The organism is Pseudomonas sp. FW305-3-2-15-C-LB1, from assembly GCF_058787615.1.
Map to the genome: position 1 here is coordinate 476,688 of NZ_JBYSZX010000001.1, position 26,429 is coordinate 503,116.

Genomic DNA, 26,429 nt, shown 5'->3' on the forward strand with positions numbered 1-26,429 from the left:
GTTAACTGTCTACGTCTTCGGAGGTGGCGCAAGGGATTAGCTTGAGTGGACCCACCCCATGGAGAGACCTGGATGCCCCTCGCTGCCAGCGCCCTGCGCCAAGCTCATATTGAACAGATCGAAACCCTGTTCAACGACCCTCCCTCCTTGTTGGCAGTCGCCCTGGACAGTGCCCAGGCTTACCTGGACCGTCATTTCAGCGCGCGTAACGAGCACGCGCGATGGCTCCATATCGCAACCCCTGAAGATCACCCCGATGAAGGCGCCTGGCGCTATGCCTCATTGGCGCAGATGGTGGTGGAGCGCCTGGCGACTGCTCGGCCAGTGTTGCTGGTGCAGGACTATCAAAAGGTGGTCCGACGCGTACGCGAGGTGATTGAGCCGGGTGGGCCGAGCCTTGCCGAACTGGAGGTATTGATCAACGAATGCGGTAGCTTTCTGCTGGAGGCTTTTTCCCAGCGATTGCAGGCGTGGTGGCATGAGGCAATGCCCGTGGACAGCGTGCGCTGGGGGTATTTGTCCGATGAGTTGTTGGCGCTGTTCTACGATGCCCCCATGCCGCCTGGCATGAGCTCGGCGCGCTTTGCCGAGCTGTTTCCGAAAACCTTGTTGCGTGCGACCCGGCCCGACCGTGAGTGGAGCCTGCACAGCGCGGCATTGCGCGTGCAAACGCTGCACCTGCAGCAAAACCAGCTGCGCACGCTGCCTTGGCTGTTGCTTGAGCGGACCCTGGCGCTGGGGCGTTCGTCTTTGTTGGTCTACAACCCGGCCTCGGGAATCACCCCCATTGAAGCTATAGACGATATAGGGGCTTTGCTGGCTGCCGAGGTGGAACCGTCACCGTCAGGGCAAGTCGCACAGTGGTTTTCCCAGCCGGTGGAGGGGGACCCCTTCGATGCTTTGGCGGCCAGTTACCTGGAGCGGCAGTTGCGCGACCTCGACCGCATCGACCGCCGGGTGCCACGCACGCCCCAGGCTTTGCAACAGTTGCTGAACGACATCACTGACCCCTTTCACTGGTTTGTCGCGCGCCTGAGTTCTCTTCAACAGAAGTTGCGTGCTGGCTTGCCGCTGTGGCTGAGCCAGGCCGATGCCGCCGACAGTATCGCCTGTGCCCAATTGCTGCGTGGCTGGGTGCTGGCCGGGCATGCCGAGGGCGCACACGACTACCTGGAAGGTATCCCGACGATTGAGCAGTTTGCCATCGAGCAATTGCAAGGGTGTTTGAAGCAGCAGCCCTTGACGGCCAAGCTGAAAGCACAAGACATCAGCCTGCGGTTCGATCGCGTGATTGCCGCTGCCGTGCCGCTGCCGGGCGGCTTCATTGCCGGGGAAGTCGAACCCGTCACCGTGACACTGGTGCAATTGGCCCTGGAAAACCTCGCCGGCTTTCCACACACGCCCAAGTCGATCAGCCTCAAGGGCGAAAAGGCCCCGACGTGGTTGACGTACAACCTGCTGAGCACCTGCATCGAGCAGGTCGATATCGGGCAAGCCTATCCGCTGTTGCTCAAGCGCAAGCTGGTGGAGGACCAATCTGAAGCCACGCGCCGCCGGCGGTTGTTCAGCCGGCAACTGCGTAACCAACTGCCGCTGCTGGCTCTGCAATACAAAATCCAGGGGCTGCACGGCCTGACCCGCACCGGTTTCCTGCGCTTGCAGGCCGCGTTGCAAGCTACTCCGGCCCAACGCCTGCTCGATGGAAAAGGCATGGCCCTGTGGCCGCTGGCGTTTCGCGCTGCGCCCGATCAGGTGGCGGACGTGGTTGCCAACCAGTTCATCATCGGGCCCCAGGCCGGGCACGAAGGGCCGCACCTGTTGTACCGGCCACTGCTGAGCCCGACGTTGCAGGAGTATGAAAGCCTGGCGGCTTTGCTCGAGGCGATCAGGGCCCCTGGCGAACTGCAGGATCAGGTGCTGAGCTGGATAGATGCACGACGCCAGGCGATCTATGTCAAGGGTGGTTTCATCGAGCCGCACATCCGGCATTTTTTACCGACGGATGAGTTCACGGTCTACACCAAACCGGCTCCCGCACAACTGCACAAACAGGTGGTCGAGGGCGACCCGGCGCAACAGGTTTTCATTGCAACCGCCGAGGCGCTGGTGACCCTGGCCGACCGTCAGTCACAGTCCAATGCCGAACAGCGCTGGGCCACCCTGAAAAAACTCGGTTGGCTGCTGTTTACCAACCTGCTGCCGTTCCTGCGTGGGCCGGCGGCGTTGTCCGGGTGGCTGCTGCAGTTGACGGACAGCGTACGAGAGGATCTTCAGAGCCTGCACAGTACCGATGCCCAGGCGCGAGCCGCCGCCGTCACGGACATGCTGGTCAACCTGATAGCCGTGATAGCGCATCAGGCTGCCCCCCATGACGTGCAGCGCCATCTGGACCTGGAACATCCGGCGTTTGCGCCATTGGCCCGCGCCGAACCGTTGCCTGCCGCGCCGGTGCGGGTGGTGGCCCCGGCATCGTTCAGTGCGCCGCTTGGCTGGGCCAACGCACGGGATACCCTGACCCCGGCCATGCAGGCGCGGCTGACGGCCTTGAGCCTCGAGTCGCAGCCCACGCCCGACGATCTGAAACAGGCTGAAGCCAGCGGTCCGTTGCAAGGGTTGTTGAAACCCGCATCGGCTGTCGGCGGGTACTGGCAGGCGCTGGTACGCGGGCGGGTCTATCGCGTTCAGATCCAACAGGGGCGGGTACGGGTGGTCGGTGCCACGGGCGAAATCCTGGGGCCCTGGCTCAAACACCTGGGCAACGGGCGTTGGGACCTCGACCTGGGCCTGCACCTGCGTGGCGGCGCGGCCGACTCTGCCCGGCAGGAAGCCCGCCAGGCAGCCAGTACACGGCGTGAAAGCCTGACCCGCGACTACCAGCAGGCACGCCAGGACCAGGCGCGGGCCCGCCAGGCGATGGCGGTGGCCCGTGCACTGGTCGAACAGCCTGAAGGCGCCATTGATGAGCAACGTCGGGTGCAAGCCCGGCAGCGTTATCACCAGGAAGCCGAACGCGCCTGTGGTTTCGCCCGCAAGGAACTGCACACCCTGCGCGCCTTGCGCGAGTTGGCACCGCGCACGCGTTATGAAGAAGAGCTGTGCGGCGCCCTGGAGTCGGTTGTGTTGAGCACGCAATTGCTCAGCTCCCTGACCCGCGACCAGATGGTGGCAACCAACGCGCGACTCGATCCGGTGTTCAAATTGTTGGAGGACGAAACCGAGGATGAGGCTCAGTCCGACATCAACCGCCAGGCCCATGTGGAGTTGGGACAGGGCCTGCGCGAATTGGCGACGCTGCACGACCACGCTATTCACTGGCGAACCCTGGAGGACCTTCACCTGGACGAATTGCGGCAGGTTCCCAGGCTTGGCCGCGACAAGGCCGAGGCCTTGACGGCAGGCTTGCCCCCACGGCCATCGGTGCAGGACCTGCAAGCCCTGCAGTTCACCACGTTATGGGGTATCGCCATCGATGTGGCGGGGCCGCCTTTGGAGGACGCCTTCTTCGACAGCATCAGCGAAACCATCAACCGGGCGCGTCGGGCCAACCGTTCCATGGCGGACTTGCGTCACGTGGAGGTCACTGACCAGGAGCGCATCGAATTGCTGGAGAGCGTTGACCAGGTCTACGCGCAAACCGACGATCAGATCGAGTTCTGGCGGGCCATGGAGCCGGACAAGTTCAACGTGGATTACCTGCAAAAACTCCAGGCGTTACTGACACAGCTGCATCTGTACATCGAAGGCCAACTCAACGACCTGACGCAACCGGTCGCCAAGACCAGGCCACGGACCAAGCCGCCCGCACCCGTACCAGGGGCAAGGCGCAAGAAGATCATCCGCACGCGTAACCGCGACCTGTATGTTGCCCAACTGAGCGACCTGCCGTCCGACCACCCAGCCGCCGAACTGCGTGACCCTTCGGGCCAAGTCATCGCCGCCTTCACCGAAGCCGAAGACGGCGTGTGGGATGCCCGGCCGACACCCGCCCGGCGCCGCCCCGATCCGGCATTGAGCAGCCTGATGGAAAAAGGCGAAGCCCTGTTGGCGACGGTCGATAAAGCCATCAATCAGGTCAAGGCCATGATCCCTGGCGTCAACCAGCCGTCGAGCCTGCAATACCTGCTGGAGTCCCAGGCCACCCGTCGACGCTGGGTGGCCGAGGACATCAACAAGAAGCTGAGTGTGCTCGACAGTACGCGGCTGGCAGTGGTGCAACAGGCCAACGCCCGGGCCATGGTCAGCCGCTTGCACGCCTCGGTGGCGAGCCTGGAGGCCGCCGGCCTGGAGGCTCGCATACAGGCGAGCAAGGTACGGCCCATCACCCAGGACACGCTGGAGTTCCTGCATCGCCACCACGAGGTTCGGATAACCCGGCGCGGCGGGCGGGTGGCGCTCAAGGGGCACCGCGACGACTATCTGCAGGTCTACGCCGTCGTCGATGCCGCGAACGGCGAAGCGCTGTGTGTCGCCCATTTCCATTACCCGACGCAGAAGGCGTTGGACGATCATTTCGTGGCCGCCCACCTCAAGCGTCCCGAACAGGAACACCTGGGCCGCCAGGACCAGGCCGAAGTCGAGGCGGACAGGTTTGCGCGTATTCGTCGCGGGCAGACTGGTCAGTTGCAACCTGTGCCTGAGATCGAACGTCAAGCTCTCTCTCTGGGCGTGGCCAGGCGCCTGTTTTTCAGCCTCGACTGAGGTCAGCGTTTGCCCGGCACAGGGTCTGGCTGCCGGGTTGCAAGTACGGCATCAGCAACGGCGCCATGCCCTTGAGCACCTGCACGGGCAGGGCGGAGGTGAAGGTGAAGTGCTCGGCGGATTGGCCGGGGACAAACGCGGTTAACGTGCCGAAGTGGTGTTCGCCCAGGTAGAACACAAATGTGGCGGTGCGGTTGATCGACTTGGAACTGAGGATGCGCCCACCGGCGCCGATGGCCTCGATGCGATTATCGCCGGTGCCGGTCTTGCCGCCCATGGCCAGCGGCGTGCCGTCGGCCAGCTTGAAACTGCCGGCGACGCGTTTGGCGGTGCCGGCGTCCACCACCTGGGACAAGGCGCCGCGCAGGGCCCTGGCGACCTCGACCGGGATCACCTGTTTGCCGGGTGCCGGGTCGTTGACGACGCGCGTTTCGTACGGCGTGCCGGCGGCGAACAACAGGCTGTCGATACGCAGCACCTTGGGGCGCACCCCGTCGTTGAGAATAATGCCCATCAGTTCAGCCAAGGCCGCCGGGCGATCGCCAGAGCTGCCGATCGCCGTCGCCAGGGACGGCACAAGGTGATCGAAGGGGTAGCCCACGGCCTGCCAGCGCTGATGGATGTCGAGGAAGGCTTCGATCTCCAGCATGGTGCGAATGCGGCTGTCCCGCGCACTCTGGTGGCGGCTCTTGAACAACCAGCTGTACACCTCCTGGCGTTCGAACTGGCTGGCCTTGACCACCTCGCTGAACGTTGCCTCGGGATGGTTGAGCAAGTAGCCGAGCAACCACAGGTCCAGCGGGTGCACCTTGGCGATGTAGCCTTGGTCGGGCAGGTCGTAGGTGCCGGGGCCGTAGTCCTTGTAGAGTTTTTGCAGGCGTTCGTCGGTGAGTTTTTCGTGGGTCTTGATGCCGGCCAGGTGTGAGCGCACGAACAGGTTGAAGCTCGCCTGGCTGGCGTCGGGCAACAGGTAGCGGTGCACGGCCGCCAGGCGGATCGGCGTTGGGCGCAGGCTGTCGAGGAAGGTGTCCAGGCGTGCCTGGGTGTCTTTCTTCTGGTACTTCTTCCAGAACTTGCGCAGGAAGGTGGTGCCTTCGCGGTCAGCGAAACCGGCAAGGTATTCCTGGCGGCGCGGGTCGCTGTCGTCCTTGAGCAACTCGGCGCTGTTGTTCTCGCCCGAATAGGTGACATAGCGCACCACGTCGCGCATCAGCCGAATAAATGGCAGGTTGATCGATTCGCGCAAGGCGTCGCGCAGGGTCGGGCTGCGGCCGTTGTCCTGGCTGCGAAAGTTATGGAAGCTGTGCAAGCCGCCGCCGGTGAAGAAGCGCTCGCCGGGGCTGGCCGAGTAGGTGCGGTCCAGCGCCGCGTCGAGCATCACGGCCAGGGATTTGTCCGGGGCCTGGATCAGGTAATCGAGGGCCCAGCGGCTCAGGCGGTCCTGGTCGTCGACGGCGACTTTTTTCAGCGCGGCGGGGGCTTGTGCGGCGTACTTGCCGTGCAGTTCGGCGATGATTTGCAGGTAGGTGGTGAGCACCCGCAGCTTGGCGGTGGAGCCCAGCTCCAGCTTGCTGCCTTCGTTGATGTCGAAGGGCTGGTCGGTGTTGTCGGTCTGCACCCGCACTCGTGAACCGTCCGGGGTCAGTTCGAACAGGGTGAAGCTGTAGCGCACCTGGGCGGTACTGGCGGGGGTGAGCAGGCGCTCGCCGAGCAGGCCGATCTGGCGGGCATACTCGGGGTCGGCGAGGTGCTTGAGGTAGTCACTGACTTGGCCCTGCAACTGCGCTTGCAGGGTCGTGGTGGCGGACAGGTCCAGGCGGTCGAGGTCGTACAGCGGCCGGTCAAGTAATGCGGCCAAACGGCTGCGGGCCACACTGATGCCTTTATTGGTTTCTATTGGTTGAAGCGTGGGTTGTTGTGCCCAGTCGCGGTAAGTGACCTTGCTCGCCAGGGCGACCTTCAGCAAGTCAGGTCCGATCACGCCATTCTGGGCCAGTAGGCGTAAATGGCTGTCGGTCAGGTCGGCAAGTTCGTCCCGCCCTTTGGCGAGGTAATGGGAAGGACGACGCTGCGCGATGATCAACGACAGCACCTGACGCAACGCCAGGCCTTGCTGCGCATTCACTGGGCCGCGCAAGGCCTGGTTGACCTGGTTGAAGTCGGCGCCGTACCACACCCGCAAACCCTCGGCCATGCCATGCACTTCACCATGCCCGGGGACTGCCGACAGAGGTACGCTGTTGAGGTAATCGCGCAGGATATTCTTGCGTGCCGCCAGGGTCTCGGGGCCGTCGTGGTAGGCACGCACGGCGGCGGAAAACATCTGCCGCAATTTTTCTCCACCTGACACCGTCAGGCCGTCTGGTGAGTGACGGTATTTTTCCAACTGGGTCGCCAGGGTGCTGCCACCGGCACTTTGCCCCGGCAAGTGCAGCAGTTTGGCGACTTGCGACCAGGCTGCCTTGGCGAAGCGTGGCCAGTCCACGGCGGGGTTGGCCTGGGGTTGCGCGGGGTCGAGCAGGTCGCGGTTTTCGATGAACAGCAAGCTGTTCACGACCAGTGAGGGGATAGCCGTGAAGCTTGAGTACAACTGTTGCGGGTAGTCGTACCGATACAGCGGCACGGCGCGACAATCGGTGATGGAAAGTCCCGCCTGGATTTTTTCCGTGTAGGGCACGAACAGCCCTTTGGCGCTGTAGTCCATCAACGCGGGGGAAAACCGCGCCTGGGCTTCGATCACGTAGCCGCGCTTGAGCAAGCGCGGCAGGAATGTATCGAGGTCGCTGTAGCCCAGGCGACGATCGAATGGGCCTGCGCCGGGGTAAACGATCGCATCGCTGGGGCCGGGCCTGACGTCATAAGTCAGGTCGCGGGCCAGCCGGCTGAGTGCCTCGGCCTGCAGGTGCGAGGTGCGCATCTCCCTGGCGGCGGCAAAGCCCAGGGCGATCAGCGCCATCAGCACGATCAACCAGAACAGGCGACGCCCATGGCGCGGCCGGGGTTTACTTTCGGGTAAAGGCGCTGGGTCCGAACTGCCTTGTGGTTTCGCAGCCTTGGTCGATTCGGTTTGCCACAGTGCGCCCATAGTCGATTGATCCATTCACGCAGATTGATCGGACTTGCTTGAAGCGTAGTCGCTGGACGCTGCTTGTGAGGGAAATGTGTTTTTCGAGTCAGAACCTTCCGGCGGTTATGGGGGCGGGCCTGCCGCGACGTTTTGCCGCTCAATGCAGGTCAGATGCTCCTGTTAAATTGCAAGATAGCGAGCACTTCCACTAAATTGCCTCGCTTTTATAGTGAAAGACCCTGCTCCGGGCTTTTTATACTGCACGCCCCGCTGATCTTGCCTGGCAAGAAGGGCCCGTCCATGAGGCGGCCCCGGTCTCGGCAAGGGTGCCGGCTTACCGGCCCGCGCCCTGGAGACTCGACGGACAATCCAATAACAAAATGAGGTTGTACCCTATGCCAGTCGGCAACCCGCTGCCCCATGGCGAGACCGCTCAAGGCGGCCCGCTCAAACGCGAACTCGGTGAACGGCATATCCGCCTGATGGCGCTGGGCGCCTGCATCGGCGTCGGCCTGTTCCTCGGCTCGGCCAAGGCCATCGAAATGGCCGGCCCGGCGATCATGCTGTCGTACATCATCGGTGGCCTGGCGATCCTGGTGATCATGCGCGCCCTCGGCGAGATGGCCGTGCACAACCCGGTCGCCGGTTCGTTCAGCCGTTATGCCCAAGACTATCTCGGCCCCTTGGCGGGTTTTCTCACCGGTTGGAACTACTGGTTCCTGTGGCTGGTGACCTGCGTGGCGGAGATCACCGCCGTGGCGGTGTACATGGGCGTCTGGTTCCCGGATACGCCGCGCTGGATCTGGGCCCTGGCGGCGTTGATCAGCATGGGCACCATCAACCTGATCGCGGTCAAGGCGTTTGGTGAGTTCGAATTCTGGTTCGCCCTGATCAAGATCGTCACCATCATTGCCATGGTCATCGGCGGCGTCGGCATCATCGCCTTCGGCTTCGGCAATGACGGCGTGGCCCTGGGGATTTCCAACCTGTGGGCCCACGGCGGCTTCATGCCCAATGGCGTGCAGGGCGTGTTGATGTCGTTGCAGATGGTGATGTTTGCCTACCTGGGCGTCGAGATGATCGGCCTCACCGCCGGTGAAGCGAAGAACCCGCAAAAGACCATTCCCAGCGCCATCGGCTCAGTGTTCTGGCGCATCCTGTTGTTCTACGTGGGTGCATTGTTTGTGATCCTGTCGATCTACCCGTGGAACGAGATCGGCACCCAGGGCAGCCCGTTCGTGATGACCTTCGAACGGCTCGGTATCAAGACCGCCGCGGGCATCATCAACTTCGTGGTGATCACCGCCGCGCTGTCGTCGTGCAACGGCGGCATCTTCAGCACCGGGCGCATGCTCTACAGCCTGGCGCAGAACGGCCAGGCGCCGGCCACGTTCGGCCAGACCTCCAGCAATGGCGTGCCACGCAAGGCGTTGCTGCTGTCGATCTTTGCCTTGCTGCTGGGCGTGTTGCTCAACTACCTGGTGCCGGAAAAAGTCTTTGTGTGGGTCACCTCCATCGCCACCTTCGGTGCGATCTGGACCTGGCTGATGATCCTGCTGGCCCAGCTCAAGTTCCGCAAAGGCCTGAGCCCCGCCGAACGGGCAGGGCTCAAATACCGCATGTGGCTGTATCCGGTCAGTTCCTACCTGGCCCTGGCGTTCCTGGTGCTGGTGGTGGGCCTGATGGCGTACTTCCCGGACACTCGCGTGGCGCTGTATGTGGGGCCGGCGTTCCTGGTGCTGCTGACCGTGTTGTTCTACGTGTTCAAGCTGCAGCCGTTGAACACTGCCCAGGGGGCCACGCGTTCGGCGTGAGGCTCAATTGACCTGCTGTTGTGCCAGTTGCGCCGCTTCGGTCAACTGGCGCACCAGCCGATTGCGTTCGGCGATCTCCAACTCCATCAGCGATTGCCGACGTTCCAGGTAGGCTTCCGAGCGTCTGTTCGAGATCTCCAGGTTCAGGCTTTTCAATTGGTGACTCACGACGTTCTCGATGGTCGAGAAAGGTTCCGGGTAACTGCGGGCCAGGTACTCGATCCAGAACTCCTCCATCAGCACCGAGTTCTGCACTGCCTGGGTTCTCTCCAACCCGGCCAGACTATCGCGGGCTTCGACAATATCTTGCTCGTCGACCCACTCCTCCACGGAGTACAGCATCTCTTCGCGAAGAATCGGCAGGTTGTACTCATCGCGAAAACGCAGCCGGTAATACAGTTTCACCTCGGCATCGTCCGGATCTATCTCCTCTTCACGCAACTTTTGCAGGTGCGTATCGGCCAATTCATCCACTTTGCGCAGGTAGAACAGGCCTCTGGCAAGGCTCAGCAGATCGTGGTCGGCCTGGCTGCTGCCGGCCTGGGACCGGGCCTGGTGGACCTTGTGCTGAATCTCCATATCGATGAAGGCGAGGATGGCGCCATCGCCGCACGTACCGGCGACATAGGTGTTCAGGAAAATCTGCTCGCGCAGCTCGGTCGATTGGCCCATGGCCTCGAGCAGGTGCCAGACCCTGGTGGTCAGGGTTTGCTGGCTGGCCGGGCTGTGGGTGTAGGCATAGGACTGGATCAGGTCGCGCAGTACCCGGAACGCGTCATCCGACCTCGCCCCCTCGTGGTGTTGCAACTGCTCCCATAACTGTTGCCGTTCACTGTGCTGTGCGACAGGAACCCCGGCCAGCCAGCGGCTGAATTCCCTGGACATGGCTTGTTGGTGCAAGGTCCCCGGCAATGCGCCACCGATGACGATGCCGGTGCGATGACGGTAGTCGCGAATCCTGGCCAGGGTCGTTTCGCTCAATGGGTTGTCATGCAGGATGGTGTTGCGGTTGGTCGGCCCCATGCGCACGTCGGAAAACACTGCGTCAGGTACCGTGGTCAAGCGGTTTTCCTGCAATAACAGGGTGCGCAGGCTGCTGCGGGTTTCGGCGCCGATGGGCCACTGATCAATGTTGGTCTGACGCAACGACAGTACGCGCAGGCGGGTCATGCGGGAAATATCCGGGGTCAGGCCCAGGGGGTTACCATCCAGGTGGAGCTCGGCCAGTCGCGTCATACCGGCCAGTCGCTGGCGAGATTCGGCCGTCAGCACGATAGTGTTGTCGCTCAGGTCAAGGTTCTCAAGCTGGGTCATCTGCGTCAGGCTGGCGGGCAGCTCATTGAGCATGCAGTCGATTTTCAGGTGGGTCAGGCCGGTGAATTTGCCGAGGAAGGCGTTGCCGGTCTCCGGGAAGGCGTCGCCGTCGATGCGCAGGTATTCAATGTGCTCGAAGCCTCGGTTATTCAGGATGAAATCAGCGTCAGGCAAGCTGTTGCCGTCCAGGCGCAGCACCAGTTGGTGAGCGTCGAACAGACCCGTACCGCTGATATAGGCCACACGTGTTTCCTGGCGCCAGGCCCGCAGGATGCTGTCGGCCAATTGCCGACGCACGCCATAGTTCCGAGCGACCGGATCGGTGCGCGGGGCGTCGACGGCCTGGGGGGGACCGATCCAGCGTTGCAATTCGAATTGCAGGCCCTGGTACTCGGCTTTGCGGCGTTGCAATTCAATCAGGGCGGCGGGTTCGCTCATGCCCAGGCTGTCGATCAGTTCCTGCGCTCGGAATTGGCTGAAGCTGGGGTAGAGTTCACGCACCTTGCTCAGCAAGTCCACCGGTTGGTCCCCGCCGAATGGCCACAGCCCTCTCAATGAAAACGGATAGGCGATGAATGAGCTGTCCACCTGCATCGGCGGTTGCAGCCACGGCGGTATATGCCGTAGGCCGAGCAGGCCCTTGATTGCAATGCGCCGGTTCAACGCCAGCTCGGCAATCGCCTGTCGCAGGGGTGACAGGTCAACGCTGTCGGCAATGCCCAGTGCCCGGCACTCGGTTTCCGACAGCAGCAGGGCGATGGCGCTCAACAGGTCGCTGCCGACATCGGCGGGGTCGTTGAGCAAGCGGCCTTGCTTGTCATAAGCATGGAATCCGCCGTTGAATCGCGCCAGGGTGCGCCGATCGATACCGGCGAGGTGACCTGCGCGCTCCAGCAGACGGCCCCTGGCGTTGCCGTCGTGGATGTCCAGGCGTAGTTGCCGGGGCCAGCCGGGCAGTTCCTTGAGCAGGTGCAAGGTGATCCTTTCGCTGTCGGGGTTGGCCAGGGTCCTGAGGTAAAGGCCTTCGTAGGCGCGGTTCAGGCGCATATCGTCGGCGGTGAGCCGGGCCTGTTCGACCAGGCGCAGGCCGACCCGGCCATGGTCCTGCAGTTGCTTGAGTTCCCGTGGGGTGGCTTGGTCGAGAATGGCCCTGACCGCGCTACGGGGCAGTTGCGGGAAACTGGATTTCAAGCGCTGTTCCAGCCGGTTGCCACCTTGCTCGCTCTGGGCGTACAGGTTGTCGAACAGTTGCGCGCGTTCGCGGTAGGCATATTCGGCGATGGCCTTGGCCAGTTTGAACAGGCGTTCTTCCTGGGTGGCCGGGAGTTCGCCGAGCAAGGCGCGAGTCAAGGCATCGTTCTGCACCAGCTTTTTCAACGGTTCGCGACTGCGGCTTTCGGCCTCCGTGAGGCGTATTTTCTCGGTAGTGGGGTGGTAGCGGTACTGGCTGATCACGCGGCCGTTGTCGTCGACAACCTCCAGGCTGTGGCTGTCCGGCCAGGTAGGCAAGTGGCTGGCGAGCTGCAGTTGCAAGGACGGTCGCGCATTCTGTTGGGCAGAATAGGTGGTCATCGCCTGGATAAAGTGCAGGATGTCGCGCTCGATGCGAAAGCGTTTGCAGGTGTCTTCCAGCAACGGCGGTGGCGGCAATTGAGTGCTGTGCGACTCGCGCAGGGCCCGTGCCGGGGTATCGGTGATTTTCAGGATACGCGCGGCGGTGGTTTCGTCCACGTTGTAGTCCTGGGCTCCCAGGCGGTAGAGCAGGCGATGATCGCTCCAGGTCATCGGATTCTCGGTGGACAAGCGCCATGCGCCCCGACGGTTGTGTTCCAGAGTGGGCGTGTCGACGCCGATTTTTTCCGGGTGCTTGAGCCGCCACTTGCGCAGGCTGTTGTCATAGACAACCGGATACAGCGAGCCATAGAGCGGCAGCAGGGTTTGCCCGTCCAGGTCATACAGGCCATTGGCGCCCGCTTGCAAGTGTGCCGGCAGCACCACGTTCTGCTCGTACTGGTGCAACGAAAGGTCCAGGAGGCTGACATAGCCGCTGGGGCTGCGCTGGGCGCTCATCAGGTCGCCCAGGGTGGTGCGCAGCCCCTGGGCATCGGAAGCGGATTGCATACCCAGTTTCAAGCGTTCGTGGGGTTGCAGCACCGAGCCGATGGCCAGGTAGAAACTGTCGACGGCCGGCGATACCGGGATCGCTCCGCCGTTACGCATGTCGTAGGCTTCGTAGCGACCTTCGCCGTAGAACAGCAATTCCACCGTGGTGTCGTCGGGTCCGCTGGACTCGTAACGTTGCCTGGGATCGCCGCTGCTCATATCGGTGACCACGAAATGTCGTCCCAGGGCGTCACGTAGCAGGCTGGCGGCGAACTCCCGTGCCCATTGATCGGTGTCCGGGTTGAATGCGCGGCGGTGGTAGAGGCCGTCGATGACCACATCGATACGCAGAGCGGTCCGGTGATGCTCCAGGTGCTCGTGCAGGGCCTGCGGCAATTTGCCGGTCTGCAGCAAACGCGCCTGCTCAGGCTCGCTCAAGGGCATGTCGTTGAGCAACTGTGCCAGGTTTGCCGGGGTCAACGGGGCGAATCGCTCGCGCAGAGTCTTCAGCACAGGCGTGACCTCCACCAAAGGAGGCGCGACCTTCAGCGGCGTAAAGAGGCGCGCGGGATCGCTGGCCGGTAGTTCATGCCGGGCATGGCCGGCGTAGCGGTACAGCGCGCTGAACAGCGCCAACCGCCGGGCCTGGGCCAGCTCGCTGATTTGCAGGCGCACGCGGGCGATGCGTTGCGCCGTGGTCAAATGCGGGCTGCCTTCTTTGCCCAGTACCGAACCGGAAGGCTGTTGCTCAAGGATCAGCTCGAACAACGGCTCCTGGGAGACGACGGTGGTGTCCGGACCGTCCAGGGCGATATAGGTGCCATCGTCGCGGCGCTTGAGCTTGATAACGGCGCCCGTGGCCGGTGGGGTATCGGCGGCGGCATAGGTTTCGATGAGCGTGCCTTGGGCGTCATGCACCTGGAGGGACGCATCTGCTGGCCAGCCGGGCACGTGAGGCAACAGGCACAGCACCGCCCCATCGGCATGGGGCGGCAGGTGGCCGCGGCGGTGAAAGTCGCTGATCAACTGGTCTATGACCCGGTCAACCTGCAGGCGCCTGACGCCTTCGGTGAGGTTGACGGGGGCGGGCTCTCCGGCCCAGACGTTGTCCAGGGTGGCGCGGCTGGGCGAGATGCTGCGCAGCATGCGTTCCAAGTCGAGCCTGGGCACCGGGCTTGAGCCATTGGGCAGCATGCGCTCGATCAGTTGCACGTCGGACAGGTCATGGGCGTTTCTCAAGTCCAGGGTCCAGGCTTGCAAGGCGGGGTCGAACACGATCGGCGGCGCTGCGTCGCCGCGGTTTTCCTGCTTGAGCACGAACCTGAGGGTCTTGGCGTCATGGCTGATTTCCACGACGCGTCGCTCTTTACCGTAGTTCAACCAGGCGTACTGCTGCCCGTTGATCTGGTACACGCCCTGGGCATTGGGCGTCTGACCATTGAGCAGGTTCTGATCGAGAATGGCGTAGGGGCCTATGTCCGGTTTCCAGAGCACACCGGTTTCGTCGTTGCGCATCAGCTTTTGCGGGTTGCCCAGGCGTTGCAGCAAACCTTGGATGCGTAGCCGATGCACCCGCCCGGCGGTGGTGATCAACAGACCGTTGATTGCCAGGTCCATCACATCCGCCAATGCGGCGGCAAAGTCCATGGCCTGGCCCTTCGCGGCTTCATTGATACCGACGATCGTGCTGTAGGTGAGGCTGCCGAATACCGCCGCCTGCATCACCCGGTTCAGGCCGGTGACGCCGCCGGGCATGGGCGTCAGCAGCAATTGCAGGATTTCGTCGGCGACGGCGGCAGCGCCGTCCATGACGGCCTGCAAGTCGCGGGTCGAGCGGCTGGTGGCCAGGGTGGAGAGATTGGCCTGGTAGTGTTGGACGTGACGGTATGTGAGGGCTTGCACCAGGGTTTCGGGACGCCCGTGCTTGGGGTCTGGGCTGAAGCGCAGGCTGTCCAGGGTCTTGGCCGGGAACAGGCGATGGAACGTGTCGTACAGGAAGCCGGCGAGGGCGCTGAGGTGCTCCGGGCGTCGCTCCTGCTGGTCGAGGCGCTTGAACGCCGTCATTTCAGTCACGGGCAGTTGTCGTGCGAACCAGCCCAGGTCATGTTGGCGGTGGCTGTCCTTGAGTTGCTGCATGAAGTGCGCGTGGGCCGCGTTGCTGTCGATGTGATAGTGCAGCGCACCGCCGGGACGGAACGGGAAGTAGGACACTACCCCGAGGCTGCCCACCCGGATCAGCAGCAGCGGCACCGGGATGGTCTCGCCGGAGGGCACGAACGGCACCGCCGGCAGCAGCGTGATGCCGGTGCTCATCCCAAGTGTTTCGAATTCCAGCGCCGCGCCACTGCCATCAATGGCCTGGATCAGGCGGTGGTAGAGTTCAAGGGTGACGCCTGTCACGGCGCGGTTGCGATAGGCTTCCAACGCTTCGAAGAGCAGGCAGGCACGGGCGCTGTCCTGCAGCAACTGTTGCAGTCTCCCGTCCCGGCCCAGGGCTGCATCGAGCGTGCGTTGCAGTTGCCCGCCCAGGTCCAGCTCGCGGGCGATCTCGACAAAACCCTGGACGGTCAACACCGGGTTTTCATTGCCCGTGAAGTAGGAGGCATCGACGAAGGTACTGCCCTGGCGTTGCGGTGTGCCGGTGGTGAAGTCGAAGTTCAGGCACGCGGCGTCCCACAACGAGAGGGTGGACACATGGGAGCGGTATTTCCATTCATCGTATGCCCGGCGAAAACGCCGCCGTTCCCGGGAGAGGCTGGTGGAACTGGTGCGCGGTTCCCAGGGCATCGGCGGCTGCACCTGTTCCAGGTAGCGGGTGTGCAGGAACACGCGCTTGGGGTCCTGGTTGCCGATGCGTGCGCGCAATTGGGCCTGCCCCCACGTCTTGAACGTGCCGATCAGGGCGTTGTTTTCTGTCTCTACCGCTTTCAGGGCCTGGAGAGCATTGCGTTGCAGCCGCACATAATCGCGCTGCTGGTCAGGGCTCAGGGTGTTCAGTGTGCGCGTGAGGGTTTCACGGATCTGCTCCAGGGCTTGCTGTCGGCCCCAGGCATCACTCGATTGCAGGTTGCCCGACAGGCCGTTGAGCAGTTGATGGGTTGGCATGGGCCATTTCCTTTCACGGGTTAAGTGGAAGGAAATGGAATCACCCTGCCGGTTTTGCCGGGCGCTACCTATGTAGCGCGGGCTTGGGGGCCGAGTCCAGGCGCTTGAGCATGTCCAGCCACATAGCCAGGCCGACCATCAACAGCGCACCGGCCACGGCGGTCGCCAGTTGCATGGCGACGGCATCGTGGGCCAAGGCGTTGATCATGTCTGCCAGGGGCGCCAGCACGACCCCAAGGCAAAACACTTCCAGGGAGTAGCGGCCCATGCGGCACACCTCAGTGGCAACGCGGTTCTGCGTCCAACCGACGTGGGGCAACAGCTTCGCCGTAACGTAGGCCAGGGCGAGGAAGTGCACGAGGCGCACCGGTGACAAATCGGTCTTGCTGATCGGGTACAGCCCATCACTGAGCCAGGCCGGCATCCAGGCGTCATGCACGTGCGGCCAGCGCCACGACAGGGTGATCACCGCCGCCAGCACTACATACAGGGCACATGCGACAAACAGCGGCTGGCGCGACAACGGGCGTACCTGCACAGGTTTCGGCCGCTGGCTGTACACCGCCGCCGCGCCGCCAAGCACGAACAGCAACTGCCAGGTGACCGGGTTGAAGTACCACACGCCGTCGGCAATCGCGCGCAGGTTCCAGCCCATCCAGGGCGCCATCAAGTAGATCGCCAGCGACACGGCCACCACGGCCTCGACCCTGCGCATCATCATCGGCAGCACCAGCGGCAGGCCGCCCAACAGCACGATATACAGCGGCAGCGGGTCCATCAGGTTGGGCTTGAAGCGCAGCAGCAGTTCGTCGGTCAGCGCCTGCTGGGGGTGGGTGACGAAGTGCGTCAGGCCCATCTCCTCGACCAGGTCGCGGGTTTCCACATGGCTGTTGGCGAAGAACACGATGCCCATCAGCAGCGCCAGCAAAAAGATATGCACCACATACAGCACCCAGGTGCGTCGCAGGATTTTCAAACTGGCCAGCCAGTAACCGTCGCGCTGCAGGATCTTGCCGTAGGCGAGCACGGCGGCAAAACCGGCGAGGAACACGAACACCTCCGCCGCGTCGCTGAAACCGACGTTGCGCAAGGTGATCTGGCCGAGAGGGTTGTGGGGGACGTGATCCCAGAAAATGAAGATCAACGCCAGGCCCCGAAAAAAATCGATGCGTGGGTCGCGTCCGTCAGGCATGGCTACGGGCTCTTGAATGTCAGGTTTAACAAGGACAGGTGAGCGTGGGCGTTGTCGTACGCCGCACGTCGGGCGGGCGCAGGTTGGCGGTATTTGTAAGCAATTGCAAAGGTTGGATATTACTGAATGTCTCTAGACATCAATGATGACCAGTGTGCCATGGCTGCCGGCGAGCACTGCGTGGGCGATACCGGCTTCCACGAGGTACATCTGGCCGGCGCCTACCCTGATTTCGTCGTCGCCGATGCTCAGGCGCAACAGGCCATCGATCACCAGCAGGCCTTCGTTGTAGTCATGGGTTTCTACCTCGTACGCCTGCTCATCCATACGCAACACCTTGATCCACGCGGGGCCAACCTGGCCCAGACGCTTGGATTTCCAGCTCTCGGGTAGTTGCGCGGCCATGGCGGAAAAGTCCAGTAACGGCATGTGAATCTCCTTGTTTCAACGATGCCGTCGGTGGTCCGGTTCAGCGGTGAGGGTCGTTATCTTGATATCACGCGGCGCTGGCTTCGTGGGGTTCAAAGCTGTCCGCCCGCGCCATCTGCCACATCCGCGAATAGAACTCGCCATTCACCTCACCGGTCAACAATTCGCCCGGCTTGAGGAACACATGCAACTGCGAGAACAATTTGATCTCGGTCGCCGACATGCGTCGCACCAGGTGCTTGGCCGACAGTTGCGACGGATGCTCCAGGCCCGCCGCCGCGAGCATTTCCGCCAGGGCCTTGAGGGTGTTGCGGTGGAAGTTGAACACGCGCTGGGCCTTGTCCGGTACCACCAGGGCGCGCTGGCGCAGCGGGTCTTGAGTCGCCACGCCGGTCGGGCATTTGTTGGTGTGGCACGACTGGGACTGAATGCAGCCAATGGCAAACATGAAGCCGCGCGCCGAGTTGGCCCAGTCGGCACCGATGGCCAGTACGCTGGCGATATCGAACGCGCTGACGATCTTGCCGCTGGCGCCGAGCTTGATCTTGTCGCGCAGGTTCAGGCCCACCAGGGTGTTGTGCACGAACAGCAGGCCTTCACGCAGTGGCACGCCGATGTGGTCGGTGAACTCCACCGGCGCGGCCCCGGTGCCACCTTCCTTGCCATCGACCACGATAAAGTCCGGGAGGATGCCGGTTTCGAGCATGGCCTTGGCGATGCCCATGAATTCCCACGGGTGGCCCAGGCAGAACTTGAAGCCTACCGGTTTGCCGCCGGACAGTTCACGCAGTTGCGCGATGAACTGCATCAATTCGATCGGTGTGGAGAACGCGCTGTGACGCGACGGCGAGATGCAGTCTTCGCCCATCAGGATGCCACGCGTGTCGGCGATTTCCTGGGTGACCTTGTGCTTGGGCAGGATCCCGCCGTGGCCGGGTTTGGCGCCCTGGCTCATCTTGATTTCGATCATGCGCACTTGCGGGTTCTGCGCCTGCACGGCGAAGCGCTCAGGGTCGAAGCGGCCATCGCTGGTGCGGCAACCGAAGTAACCGCTGCCGAGTTCCCAGGTCAGGTCGCCGCCGTTTTCGCGATGGTAAGGGCTGATGCTGCCTTCGCCGGTGTCGTGGGCGAAGTTGCCGAGCTTGGCGCCCTGGTTCAGCGCACGAATCGCGTTGGCGCTCAGCGAGCCAAAGCTCATCGCCGAGATATTGAACACCGATGCCGAATACGGCTGCGTGCACTGCGGGCCGCCGACCATCACGCGAAATGCGCTGGGGTCGCTGAGCGGCGCCGGGCGCATGGAGTGGCCGATGAATTCGAAGCCCGACTGGTACACGTCGATCAGGGTGCCGAAGGGTTTGTCGGCGGTTTCGTTCTTCGCCCGCGAGTAGACCAGCGAGCGCTGGGCGCGGGAGAAGGGCAGGGCATCGCTGTCGGATTCGAGCAGGTACTGGCGGATTTCCGGGCGGATGGCTTCCACCAGGTAACGGATATTGCCCAGGATCGGGTAGTTGCGGCGCACGGCGTGGGGGCTTTGCAGCAGGTCGAACAGACCGATCAGGCTCAACACGCCGGTGACCACCGTGATGGGCCACAGCCATTCGTGTTCGATAAAGGGCAAGCTGGCAAGGGTGAACAGGACGCACACGGCAAAGAAGGCGTAACGGCTTAACAACGACAGGCTCATACGGTTTCCTTGGGTTCAGACTCTTTTGGTCGGTACGGCATTCTGCGCCTGTAAGGAAACCCTAGACAACCTGTGGGAATATTCAATTTGGCACGCTGGGTGAGACGGACTGGCCCGATATAGAGAGCTTGCGGCTATCAGTGACTTCGACGTGGGCCTGGTTGTCGGTGGTTGAGTCACCCCCGACAAAAACAGTAAAGGTGCCGGCCTCCACCACTGGCGCCAAATCCGCACCCAGTAAGGCAAAGTCATTTTCATCGAGTGTGAAAACCACTTCCCGGGTTTGGCCGGCTGCTAAATGCACTTTGCGAAAGCCGCGTAACTGGCGTACCGGGCGGGTGACGCTGGCGACAGCGTCCCGCAGGTAAAGCTGAACAATTTCGTCGCCTGCGCGTGGGCCGGTATTGGTGACGCTGGTCGTTACAGTCAAGGGCTGGCTGGAGCCGAGGCGCGTGCTGCTCAATTGAGGCAACTCGCTTGCCTGGAGTGTCTGGTTAGCAACCAACAACGTCTGCTGTGAGTTCTGACAGGTATATGCTTATTGCAATCTGTTCTCGTTTGGGTGTGTGGATTGTGTTACTGTATAACGCATCGAATGCACTCAAACGCCCCGGAGGCCTTATGAAAGCTGGTATCCATCCCGACTACCGCACCGTGCTGTTCCACGACACCGCCGCCGACGTGTTTTTCCTGATCGGCTCCACCGCCGACAGCGACCGCACCCATAAACACAGTGACGGCAACACTTACCCGTATATTCCGTTGGACGTGTCCAGCGCCTCGCACCCGATCTACACCGGCCAACAGCGCAAGACCCAGGCCGAAGGCCGCATTGCCGGGTTCAACAAGCGGTTCGCGTCGTTTGGCTCTAGCCCGAAAAAAGCCGAGGCCTGAGCGACATGATGGCGGCGTGTCCTACGCCGCCGTCTGCCGGATCGGCAAGACCACTCTAAATTTCGTACCTTTGCCCAGTTCGCTGCTGACGGAAATATCGCCCCGGTGTTTCTTGACGATGCCGTAGGACAGCGACAGGCCCAGCCCTGTGCCTTCACCCACCGGTTTGGTGGTGAAGAACGGGTCGAAGATTTTCTGCACGGTCTCAGGCGCAATCCCACAGCCGTTATCGGCCACTTCCAGCCATACATGCTCGCCTTCCACGCCATTGCTGATGGTGATGGTGCCGCGCTCGGGTCCCATGGCTTGCGCAGCATTGATCACCAGGTTCATCACCACCTGGTTGAGCTGGGATGCCAGGCACTCGATTTCCGGTAGCGGGGCATAGTGCTTGACCACATCGGCCTTGTACTTGAGTTCGCTGGCGACGATGTTGAGCGTGGAGTCGATGCCCTGTTGCAGGTTGGCAAATTGCCAGGTCTGGTCGTTGTCCACCCGGGAGAAGTTCTTCAGGTCCTTCACGATCTGTATCACACGGCTGATACCTTCCTTGGATTCCCTGATCAGGATCGGAATGTCTTCCTTGAGGAAGTCCAGTTCCACCTCGTCGCGCATCGCCTTGAGTTGATCGCGCTGTGTTCCCGGCGCAAGGGTTTGCTCGACCGTCCGGTAGGCATCCAACATCTGTTGCAGCTGGTTGAAATAGCCATCCAGGGTGCTGAGGTTGGAGGAGATAAACCCCACCGGGTTGTTGATCTCATGGGCCACGCCCGCCGCCAGTTGCCCCAGCGACGCGAGTTTTTCCGACTGCACCAATTGGCTTTCCAGGTGCTTGCGCTCGTCGATCTCCAGTTGCAACGCCTGGGTGCGCTGTTCCACCAACTGTTCCAGGTGCGCGGTTTGCAGGGAGGCACGCCGGGCCATGTCCCATTTGTTGGCCAGGGTGTTGGCCATTTGCTGGACTTCGATATTGTCGAAAGGCTTTTTCAGGATCAGCAGGCGATCATGGGCGTGCAGGCGCTCCAGCAGGTCTTCCCAGGAATAGTCCGAGTAAGCGGTGCACACCACCACCTGCAGGTCGGGCGCGACTTTCCAGAGTTCCTCGATGGTTTTCGCGCCATCCCAGCCCTGGGGCATGCGCATGTCGACAAAGGCCAGGGCATAGGGTTGTTTGTTCGCCATGGCCGTGACGAGTAGTTGCAGGCCTTCCTCTCCACCGTATGCCGAATGCAACTCGAACACCTGGGCCTGGGCTTTGGCTGTGTCGCCGAACAGGGCCGACTCCATGTCATCCAGCGCCTGGTTGGATTCGACGGCAGGCATCAGGATTTTGCGAAAGTCGTCATGGATCGACGGCGTGTCATCGATCAACAAAATGCGCCGGTTGGGAGGCTGGTTCATGGGGGGCTTCCGGCAAGAGTGAGAGGAATCGTCAAGGTAAACACCGCACCCAGGCCAGGCCCATCGCTGTGTGCGCTGAGCTGGCCGTTCATTTCCACGGCGGCCAGGGCGCAGCTGTGCAGGCCGAAGCCGTGGCCTTCCTTGCGGGTGGTGAAGCCGTGGGTGAAGATCCGGGTCATATTCTCGGGCGGAATGCCTTCGCCCTCGTCTTTCACGCTGATTTGCAAGGTATCATCGGCACCCGGCTGGACAACCAGGGTCATTTGTCGTGGCCGGTCGGTGAGGTTGGACATGGCGTACTTGGCGTTGCTGATCAGGTTGACCATGATCAGCAACAGCCGGTGCTTATCCCCGAGGATTTCCGGCACCCGTGCGTACTCCTTGACCACCGTGACGTGGTGACGGCTCAGGGCACCGGCATTCATGCGCAAGGCATCTTCCATCAAGGCACTGATGTTGACCGGCTCCAGCAGCGTGGACGCACCGGCGTAGGATTGTTGGGTGGCGACGATGTCCTTGATGTGGTCGACGCTTTTGCTCAACTGCGCCAGTTCCTCGGTCATGCCCTGCTGTTCGGCGGCGATGGCCTCCACCAACTGGTTCAAGTAGCCGGGCAACAGTTTGCCCTTTTCATCTTCGGTAAGGAACGTGCCCAGGTCAGCCTGGCGTTCGTTGATCAACTGCATGGCTTTGCCCAGGCCCAGGGCCTTGCTGCTACGCAATTTGCGGCTGACCAGGTCGGCGGAAATGTTCACGCTGTTGAGCACATTGCCGACGTTGTGCAGCACGTTGGTGGCGATCTCGGCCATGCCGGCCTGGCGGGCGCTGTCCATCAGTTCACTCTGGGCATCCTTGAGCTGCCGCGTACGCCGCTCCACGCGTTGCTCCAGGGTTTCATTGGCCGCCTGCAAGGCGCGGTTGACCCGGTTGATCTCGGCGAAACTGCGCAACAGGCGCACGGCCAGATAGAGCAACAGCACCACCAGCAAGGTCGAGAAAATCAGCAGGTAACGGTGGTATTGATGGTCGACCAGGTCGGCCGTCTGCTGGTCCTGGTTGAGATGGGTGGTCAGGTCATCCAGGCGTTCGGCCACGGGCACCGCCGCGATTCGTTCGAGCAGGCTATTGACCAAAGGCTGTTCGCGCAGGATCAGCGAAATATGATTGCTGAGAATATCGACCGGCGCCTGGAACTCGACAGGCAGCAACTCTTTGTTGACGGCCAGCTTGCCCAGGCCGACGAGAATGTCGGCGGCTCGATCATCGCTGGTGACCTGGGCGAACTCCAGGCTGCTGAGCAGCAGGTCGTAGGTGTCGGTGGCCACGCTTTGCAGTTGCGCCTTGCCCTCATCGTCCACCCGGTTGAATTGGGCCTGGATATCGTCCTCGGCAGTCGGGAGGAAGGCCAGCGAGTTGCGCAGCACCGCGTTGTGGGATTTGAACTGGTCCACCAACCGGGCCTTTTCCTGGATGGCCGCCTCATAGGCTTGTTGATCGGCCTGCCAGCGGGGCAGGTCGGTGGCCTCGTGGTAGGAACCGCGGCTTTTCAGCTCGGTCCAGAGTCGGGTCATTTCCAGCAGTGGCGCGACCAGGGGGTCGTAGTTATGGGTAATAGATATCCTGGCCTTGAGCACCTCACTGTCCCATTGGGCATTGAGTTGCTGGAGTTGCCGGATCAGGTCCCGCGAGTGAGTGTAACTGGCTGTCTGGTCACGGCCTGACTTGAAGTACAGAAAGACCAGCGTCGAGGCCAGCAGCACGGTGATCAGGCCGAGCAGCAGTTGGCTGGTACGGCGTCTGGACAGGGTCATAGTGGTTTGCCCGCCCATTCGCCCGTCAGGGTCTTGAGGAATTGAAGGATCAGGTCCTTGTCTTCCTGGGACGGGTTGCGCCCCAGTTGATACTTGAACATCACATCGACCGCTTCTTCCAGGGTCCTGGCCGAGGCGTCGTGAAAGTACGGGGCGGTGATGGCTACATTGCGCAGGCTGGGCACCTTGAACACATGGCGGTCCTCTTCGTCCTGGGTCAGCAGGTAGCGCCCAAGGTCCGACTCCACCGGATTGCCCCGTGCCTTGAAATAGTCGCCCATCACGCCGAATTTCTGGAACATGTTGCCGCCGATATTGACCCCCTGGTGGCAAGCAATGCAGCCGTAGTCCTTGAAGCGTTGGTAGCCGTACTTTTCCTGGGTCGTGAGGATCTCGGTGTTGCCCAGCAGGTACTGGTCGAATCGCGAGTTGGGTGTCAGCAGGGTGCGTTCATAGGTGGCCAGTGCGTTTTGCACATTGGCGGCGGTGACGCCGTCGGGGTAGGCCTGGCTGAACGCGGTCTGGTAGGCAGGCATGGCGGACAGGTTCTGCACCACGGTTTTCCAGTCACTGCCCATTTCCACCGGGCTGATCACCACCTGTTCGACCTGGGCTTCCAGGGTATCCACCCGGCCATTCCAGAACTGCTTGAAGTTCAGGCTGGCGTTGAATACCGACGGCGTGTTGATCGCGACCGGCTTGCCGTCGAAGCCAAGGGAAAACGGCTTGTCGTCGGCACCGCCGGACGCCAGTCGATGACAACTGGCGCAGGAGAGGGTGCCGTTGACCGACAGGCGCGGTTCGTTGAACAGCTGGCGACCCAGCTCGACCCTGGCCGGGTCCAGCGCCGGAACCGCAGGCAGCGGTTTGAGCGCTTCATCCAGTGGTGCGGCCAGCAGCGGTGCCGCCAGGCCCAGCATGAGCATCAGGCCAAGACGGTAAGTTGAGACATCGCTCAAGCGAGCACTCCTTGCAAGCATAGGGCTATGGGGTGGGCATCAATGTCGCGCAGCCCACTTGCAGCAACTGGGCGAAGTCTTTGGCAGGCACGGCCTTGCTGAATAAAAAGCCCTGGCCTTCTTCACACAGCTGGGCTTGCAGGAAACTCAGCTGATCGAGGGTTTCGACCCCTTCGGCGATGATGGTCAGTTCCAGGCTCCTGCCCATGCCGATGATAGCGCTGATCAGTTGCTCGTCCTGGTTATTTACGTTCAGGCCGCGCACGAAGGACTGGTCGATCTTCAACACGTCGATGGGGAAGCGTCTCAGGTAGCTGAGGCTGGAGTAACCGGTGCCGAAGTCGTCCAGGGCCAGGCGCACGCCCATGGCCTTGATGGTGTGCAGGGTCTTGACGGTTTCTTCGACATTCTGCATCAGCACGCTTTCGGTGATTTCCAGTTCAAGCAGATGTGGCTGCATATCGGTCTGCTTCAAGATTGCGACGAGGTTGTCGACGAAGTCGCGTTGACGGAAGTCGATGGCCGAGATGTTCACCGAGATGCACAGCGGTGGCAGGCCCATCGCACGCCAGGCCTGCACTTGCTCGCAGGCCTGGCGCAGCACCCATTGGGTCAGGGGCACGATCAGCCCGCTGTCTTCGGCCACGGGGATGAAATCGCCGGGGTTGACCCAGCCCGAGCGTGGCTGGAACCAGCGGATCAGCGCTTCGGCGCCGACGATCTTGCCGGATTTCAGGTCCAGCTTCGGCTGGTAGTGCAGCACAAACTCTTCGCGGTCCAGCGCCTGGCGAATCGCGCTTTCCAGGTTTTGCTGGTGTCGGGCGCGCCGGTTCATGTCTTCGGTGTAAAAGCTGAAGCCATCCGGGCCCTGTTCCTTGCGGGTGCGCATGGCGGTCTCGGCGTGTTTGATCAGTTCCACGGCATTGCCGCTGTCATCGGGGTAGATCGCGATGCCCAGGCTGGCGGTGACGCTCAGGTCGTGCCCTGCGACATGTCGGGTGGCACTCACGGCCGTGAGGATTTTTTGTGCGATATGCTGGGTTTGCTGCGGATGCTCGATATCGCTGAGCACAACCACAAATTCGTCCGCGCCGTAGCGAAACACCGAATCCGATGCACGCACGCTCGCCACCAGGCTGTGGCTGACCTGTTGCAGTACCTCATCGCCCACCGGGTAGCCCAAGGCATTGTTGACGCGCTTGAAGCGGTCCAGCCCGATAAACATCACCGCCAGTTGCGTGTCATGCCGGTGGCCCAACGCAATCGCCTGCGTGAGCCGGTCGCCCAGCAGCGTGCTGTTGGGCAATTCGGTGAGGGTGTCGTATTGCAGCAGGTGCGAGACTTTGAGCAGCTCCTGCACACGTTCTTCGATAGTGCGCTCCAGGCCGATCACCTTTAGCGCTATGTCCTGGGCAAGCTGCCATTTCCAGGTCAGGGCGCTTGCCATCTGGCGGATCTCCAGATGATCGAAGGGTTTTTTCAGGATCAGCAGTTGGTCGTTGTACTTCAGTCGCGCCTCGATGGCTTCGAAGGAATAGTCGGAATAAGCCGTGCACAGGGCGATCTGCAGGTTGGGGTCAACGTTCCACAGCTGTTCGATGGTCTGCAGGCCATCCCAACCCGGCGGCATGCGCATGTCGATGAACACCAGGGCATAGGGCGCGTTGGCGGCCAGGGCCCGGTTGACCAGTTCCAGGGCTTCCTCACCCTGGTAGGCGGAGTCCAGCTTGAAGGCCTGGCGTACTTTAGGGGCGGTGCCGAACAGCGTTTCTTCAAGGTTCTCCAACGAAGGCTCGCCATTGGCATCGGCGCAGAGAATCTTGCGGAAGTCCTGGTGGATCGAGGCCGTGTCATCGACGATCAGAATGCGCCGGTTGGCCCTGGCGGAATCAGCAGTCATGGCCTGCTCCGTGACGACAAAAGGTTTGACGGCATAACGATTCCTTCCCTGATTT

At 62.1% G+C, this 26,429-nt stretch carries 13 protein-coding genes; 3 read left to right on the forward strand and 10 right to left on the reverse strand.

Annotation, left to right across the window (positions count from 1 at the left end):
- The first annotated feature begins 72 nt into the window (after window positions 1–72).
- The gene (locus AC3WP7_RS02250; protein ID WP_102591715.1) at window positions 73–4,698 is read left to right on the forward strand and encodes a hypothetical protein; all 4,626 of its coding nucleotides are present in this window, start codon (window positions 73–75) and stop codon (window positions 4,696–4,698) included.
- Here the strand turns inward: AC3WP7_RS02250 and AC3WP7_RS02255 are convergent.
- The gene (locus tag AC3WP7_RS02255) at window positions 4,685–7,783 is read right to left on the reverse strand and encodes a transglycosylase domain-containing protein (protein WP_102591714.1); all 3,099 of its coding nucleotides are present in this window, start codon (window positions 7,781–7,783) and stop codon (window positions 4,685–4,687) included. The two genes, AC3WP7_RS02250 and AC3WP7_RS02255, sit on opposite strands and share 14 nt — an antisense overlap.
- Before the next feature lie 377 nt (window positions 7,784–8,160).
- Here AC3WP7_RS02255 and AC3WP7_RS02260 point away from each other — a divergent pair, with 377 nt between their 5' ends.
- Window positions 8,161–9,579, forward strand: a complete 1,419-nt coding sequence (locus AC3WP7_RS02260; protein WP_092241013.1) for an amino acid permease — start codon at window positions 8,161–8,163, stop codon at window positions 9,577–9,579.
- A 3-nt stretch (window positions 9,580–9,582) separates the two neighbouring features.
- On the opposite strand, the gene AC3WP7_RS02265 is transcribed toward AC3WP7_RS02260, so the two are convergent.
- The 5 genes from AC3WP7_RS02265 to AC3WP7_RS02285 all read right to left on the reverse strand — a co-directional run bounded on the left by AC3WP7_RS02265 (window position 9,583) and on the right by AC3WP7_RS02285 (window position 19,872).
- Window positions 9,583–16,101 (reverse strand): NEL-type E3 ubiquitin ligase domain-containing protein, encoded by a 6,519-nt coding sequence (locus tag AC3WP7_RS02265; protein ID WP_102591713.1) that lies wholly within the window; start codon window positions 16,099–16,101, stop codon window positions 9,583–9,585.
- 64 nt (window positions 16,102–16,165) lie between these two features.
- Window positions 16,166–17,293, reverse strand: a complete 1,128-nt coding sequence (locus tag AC3WP7_RS02270; protein ID WP_071488675.1) for an OpgC family protein — start codon at window positions 17,291–17,293, stop codon at window positions 16,166–16,168.
- 132 nt (window positions 17,294–17,425) lie between these two features.
- Window positions 17,426–17,722, reverse strand: a complete 297-nt coding sequence (locus tag AC3WP7_RS02275; protein ID WP_092241017.1) for a cupin domain-containing protein — start codon at window positions 17,720–17,722, stop codon at window positions 17,426–17,428.
- Between the two features lie 67 nt (window positions 17,723–17,789).
- Window positions 17,790–19,409: an FMN-binding glutamate synthase family protein gene (locus tag AC3WP7_RS02280; RefSeq protein WP_071488677.1), complete on the reverse strand. Its 1,620-nt coding sequence runs from the start codon at window positions 19,407–19,409 to the stop codon at window positions 17,790–17,792.
- 82 nt (window positions 19,410–19,491) lie between these two features.
- Window positions 19,492–19,872, reverse strand: a complete 381-nt coding sequence (locus tag AC3WP7_RS02285) for a fibronectin type III-like domain-contianing protein (RefSeq protein WP_256572924.1) — start codon at window positions 19,870–19,872, stop codon at window positions 19,492–19,494.
- Between the two features lie 158 nt (window positions 19,873–20,030).
- On the opposite strand from AC3WP7_RS02285, the gene AC3WP7_RS02290 reads away from it, so the two are divergent.
- Window positions 20,031–20,303: a type B 50S ribosomal protein L31 gene (locus AC3WP7_RS02290; RefSeq protein WP_071488679.1), complete on the forward strand. Its 273-nt coding sequence runs from the start codon at window positions 20,031–20,033 to the stop codon at window positions 20,301–20,303.
- 21 nt (window positions 20,304–20,324) lie between these two features.
- Here AC3WP7_RS02290 and AC3WP7_RS02295 read toward each other — a convergent pair whose 3' ends face one another.
- Genes AC3WP7_RS02295 through AC3WP7_RS02310 form a run of 4 tightly spaced genes read right to left on the reverse strand, consistent with a single transcriptional unit; the run spans window position 20,325 to window position 26,374 of the window.
- Entirely contained in the window at window positions 20,325–21,704 is a 1,380-nt protein-coding gene (locus AC3WP7_RS02295; RefSeq protein WP_102591712.1) for an ATP-binding protein, read from the reverse strand.
- Window positions 21,701–23,515: a DAHL domain-containing protein gene (locus AC3WP7_RS02300; RefSeq protein ID WP_093119487.1), complete on the reverse strand. Its 1,815-nt coding sequence runs from the start codon at window positions 23,513–23,515 to the stop codon at window positions 21,701–21,703. Before AC3WP7_RS02300 ends, AC3WP7_RS02295 begins: the two co-directional genes overlap by 4 nt.
- Entirely contained in the window at window positions 23,512–24,441 is a 930-nt protein-coding gene (locus AC3WP7_RS02305; protein ID WP_371917386.1) for a cytochrome-c peroxidase, read from the reverse strand. Before AC3WP7_RS02305 ends, AC3WP7_RS02300 begins: the two co-directional genes overlap by 4 nt.
- A gap of 58 nt (window positions 24,442–24,499) precedes the next feature.
- The gene (locus tag AC3WP7_RS02310; protein ID WP_093119483.1) at window positions 24,500–26,374 is read right to left on the reverse strand and encodes a putative bifunctional diguanylate cyclase/phosphodiesterase; all 1,875 of its coding nucleotides are present in this window, start codon (window positions 26,372–26,374) and stop codon (window positions 24,500–24,502) included.
- Window positions 26,375–26,429 lie beyond the last annotated feature (55 nt).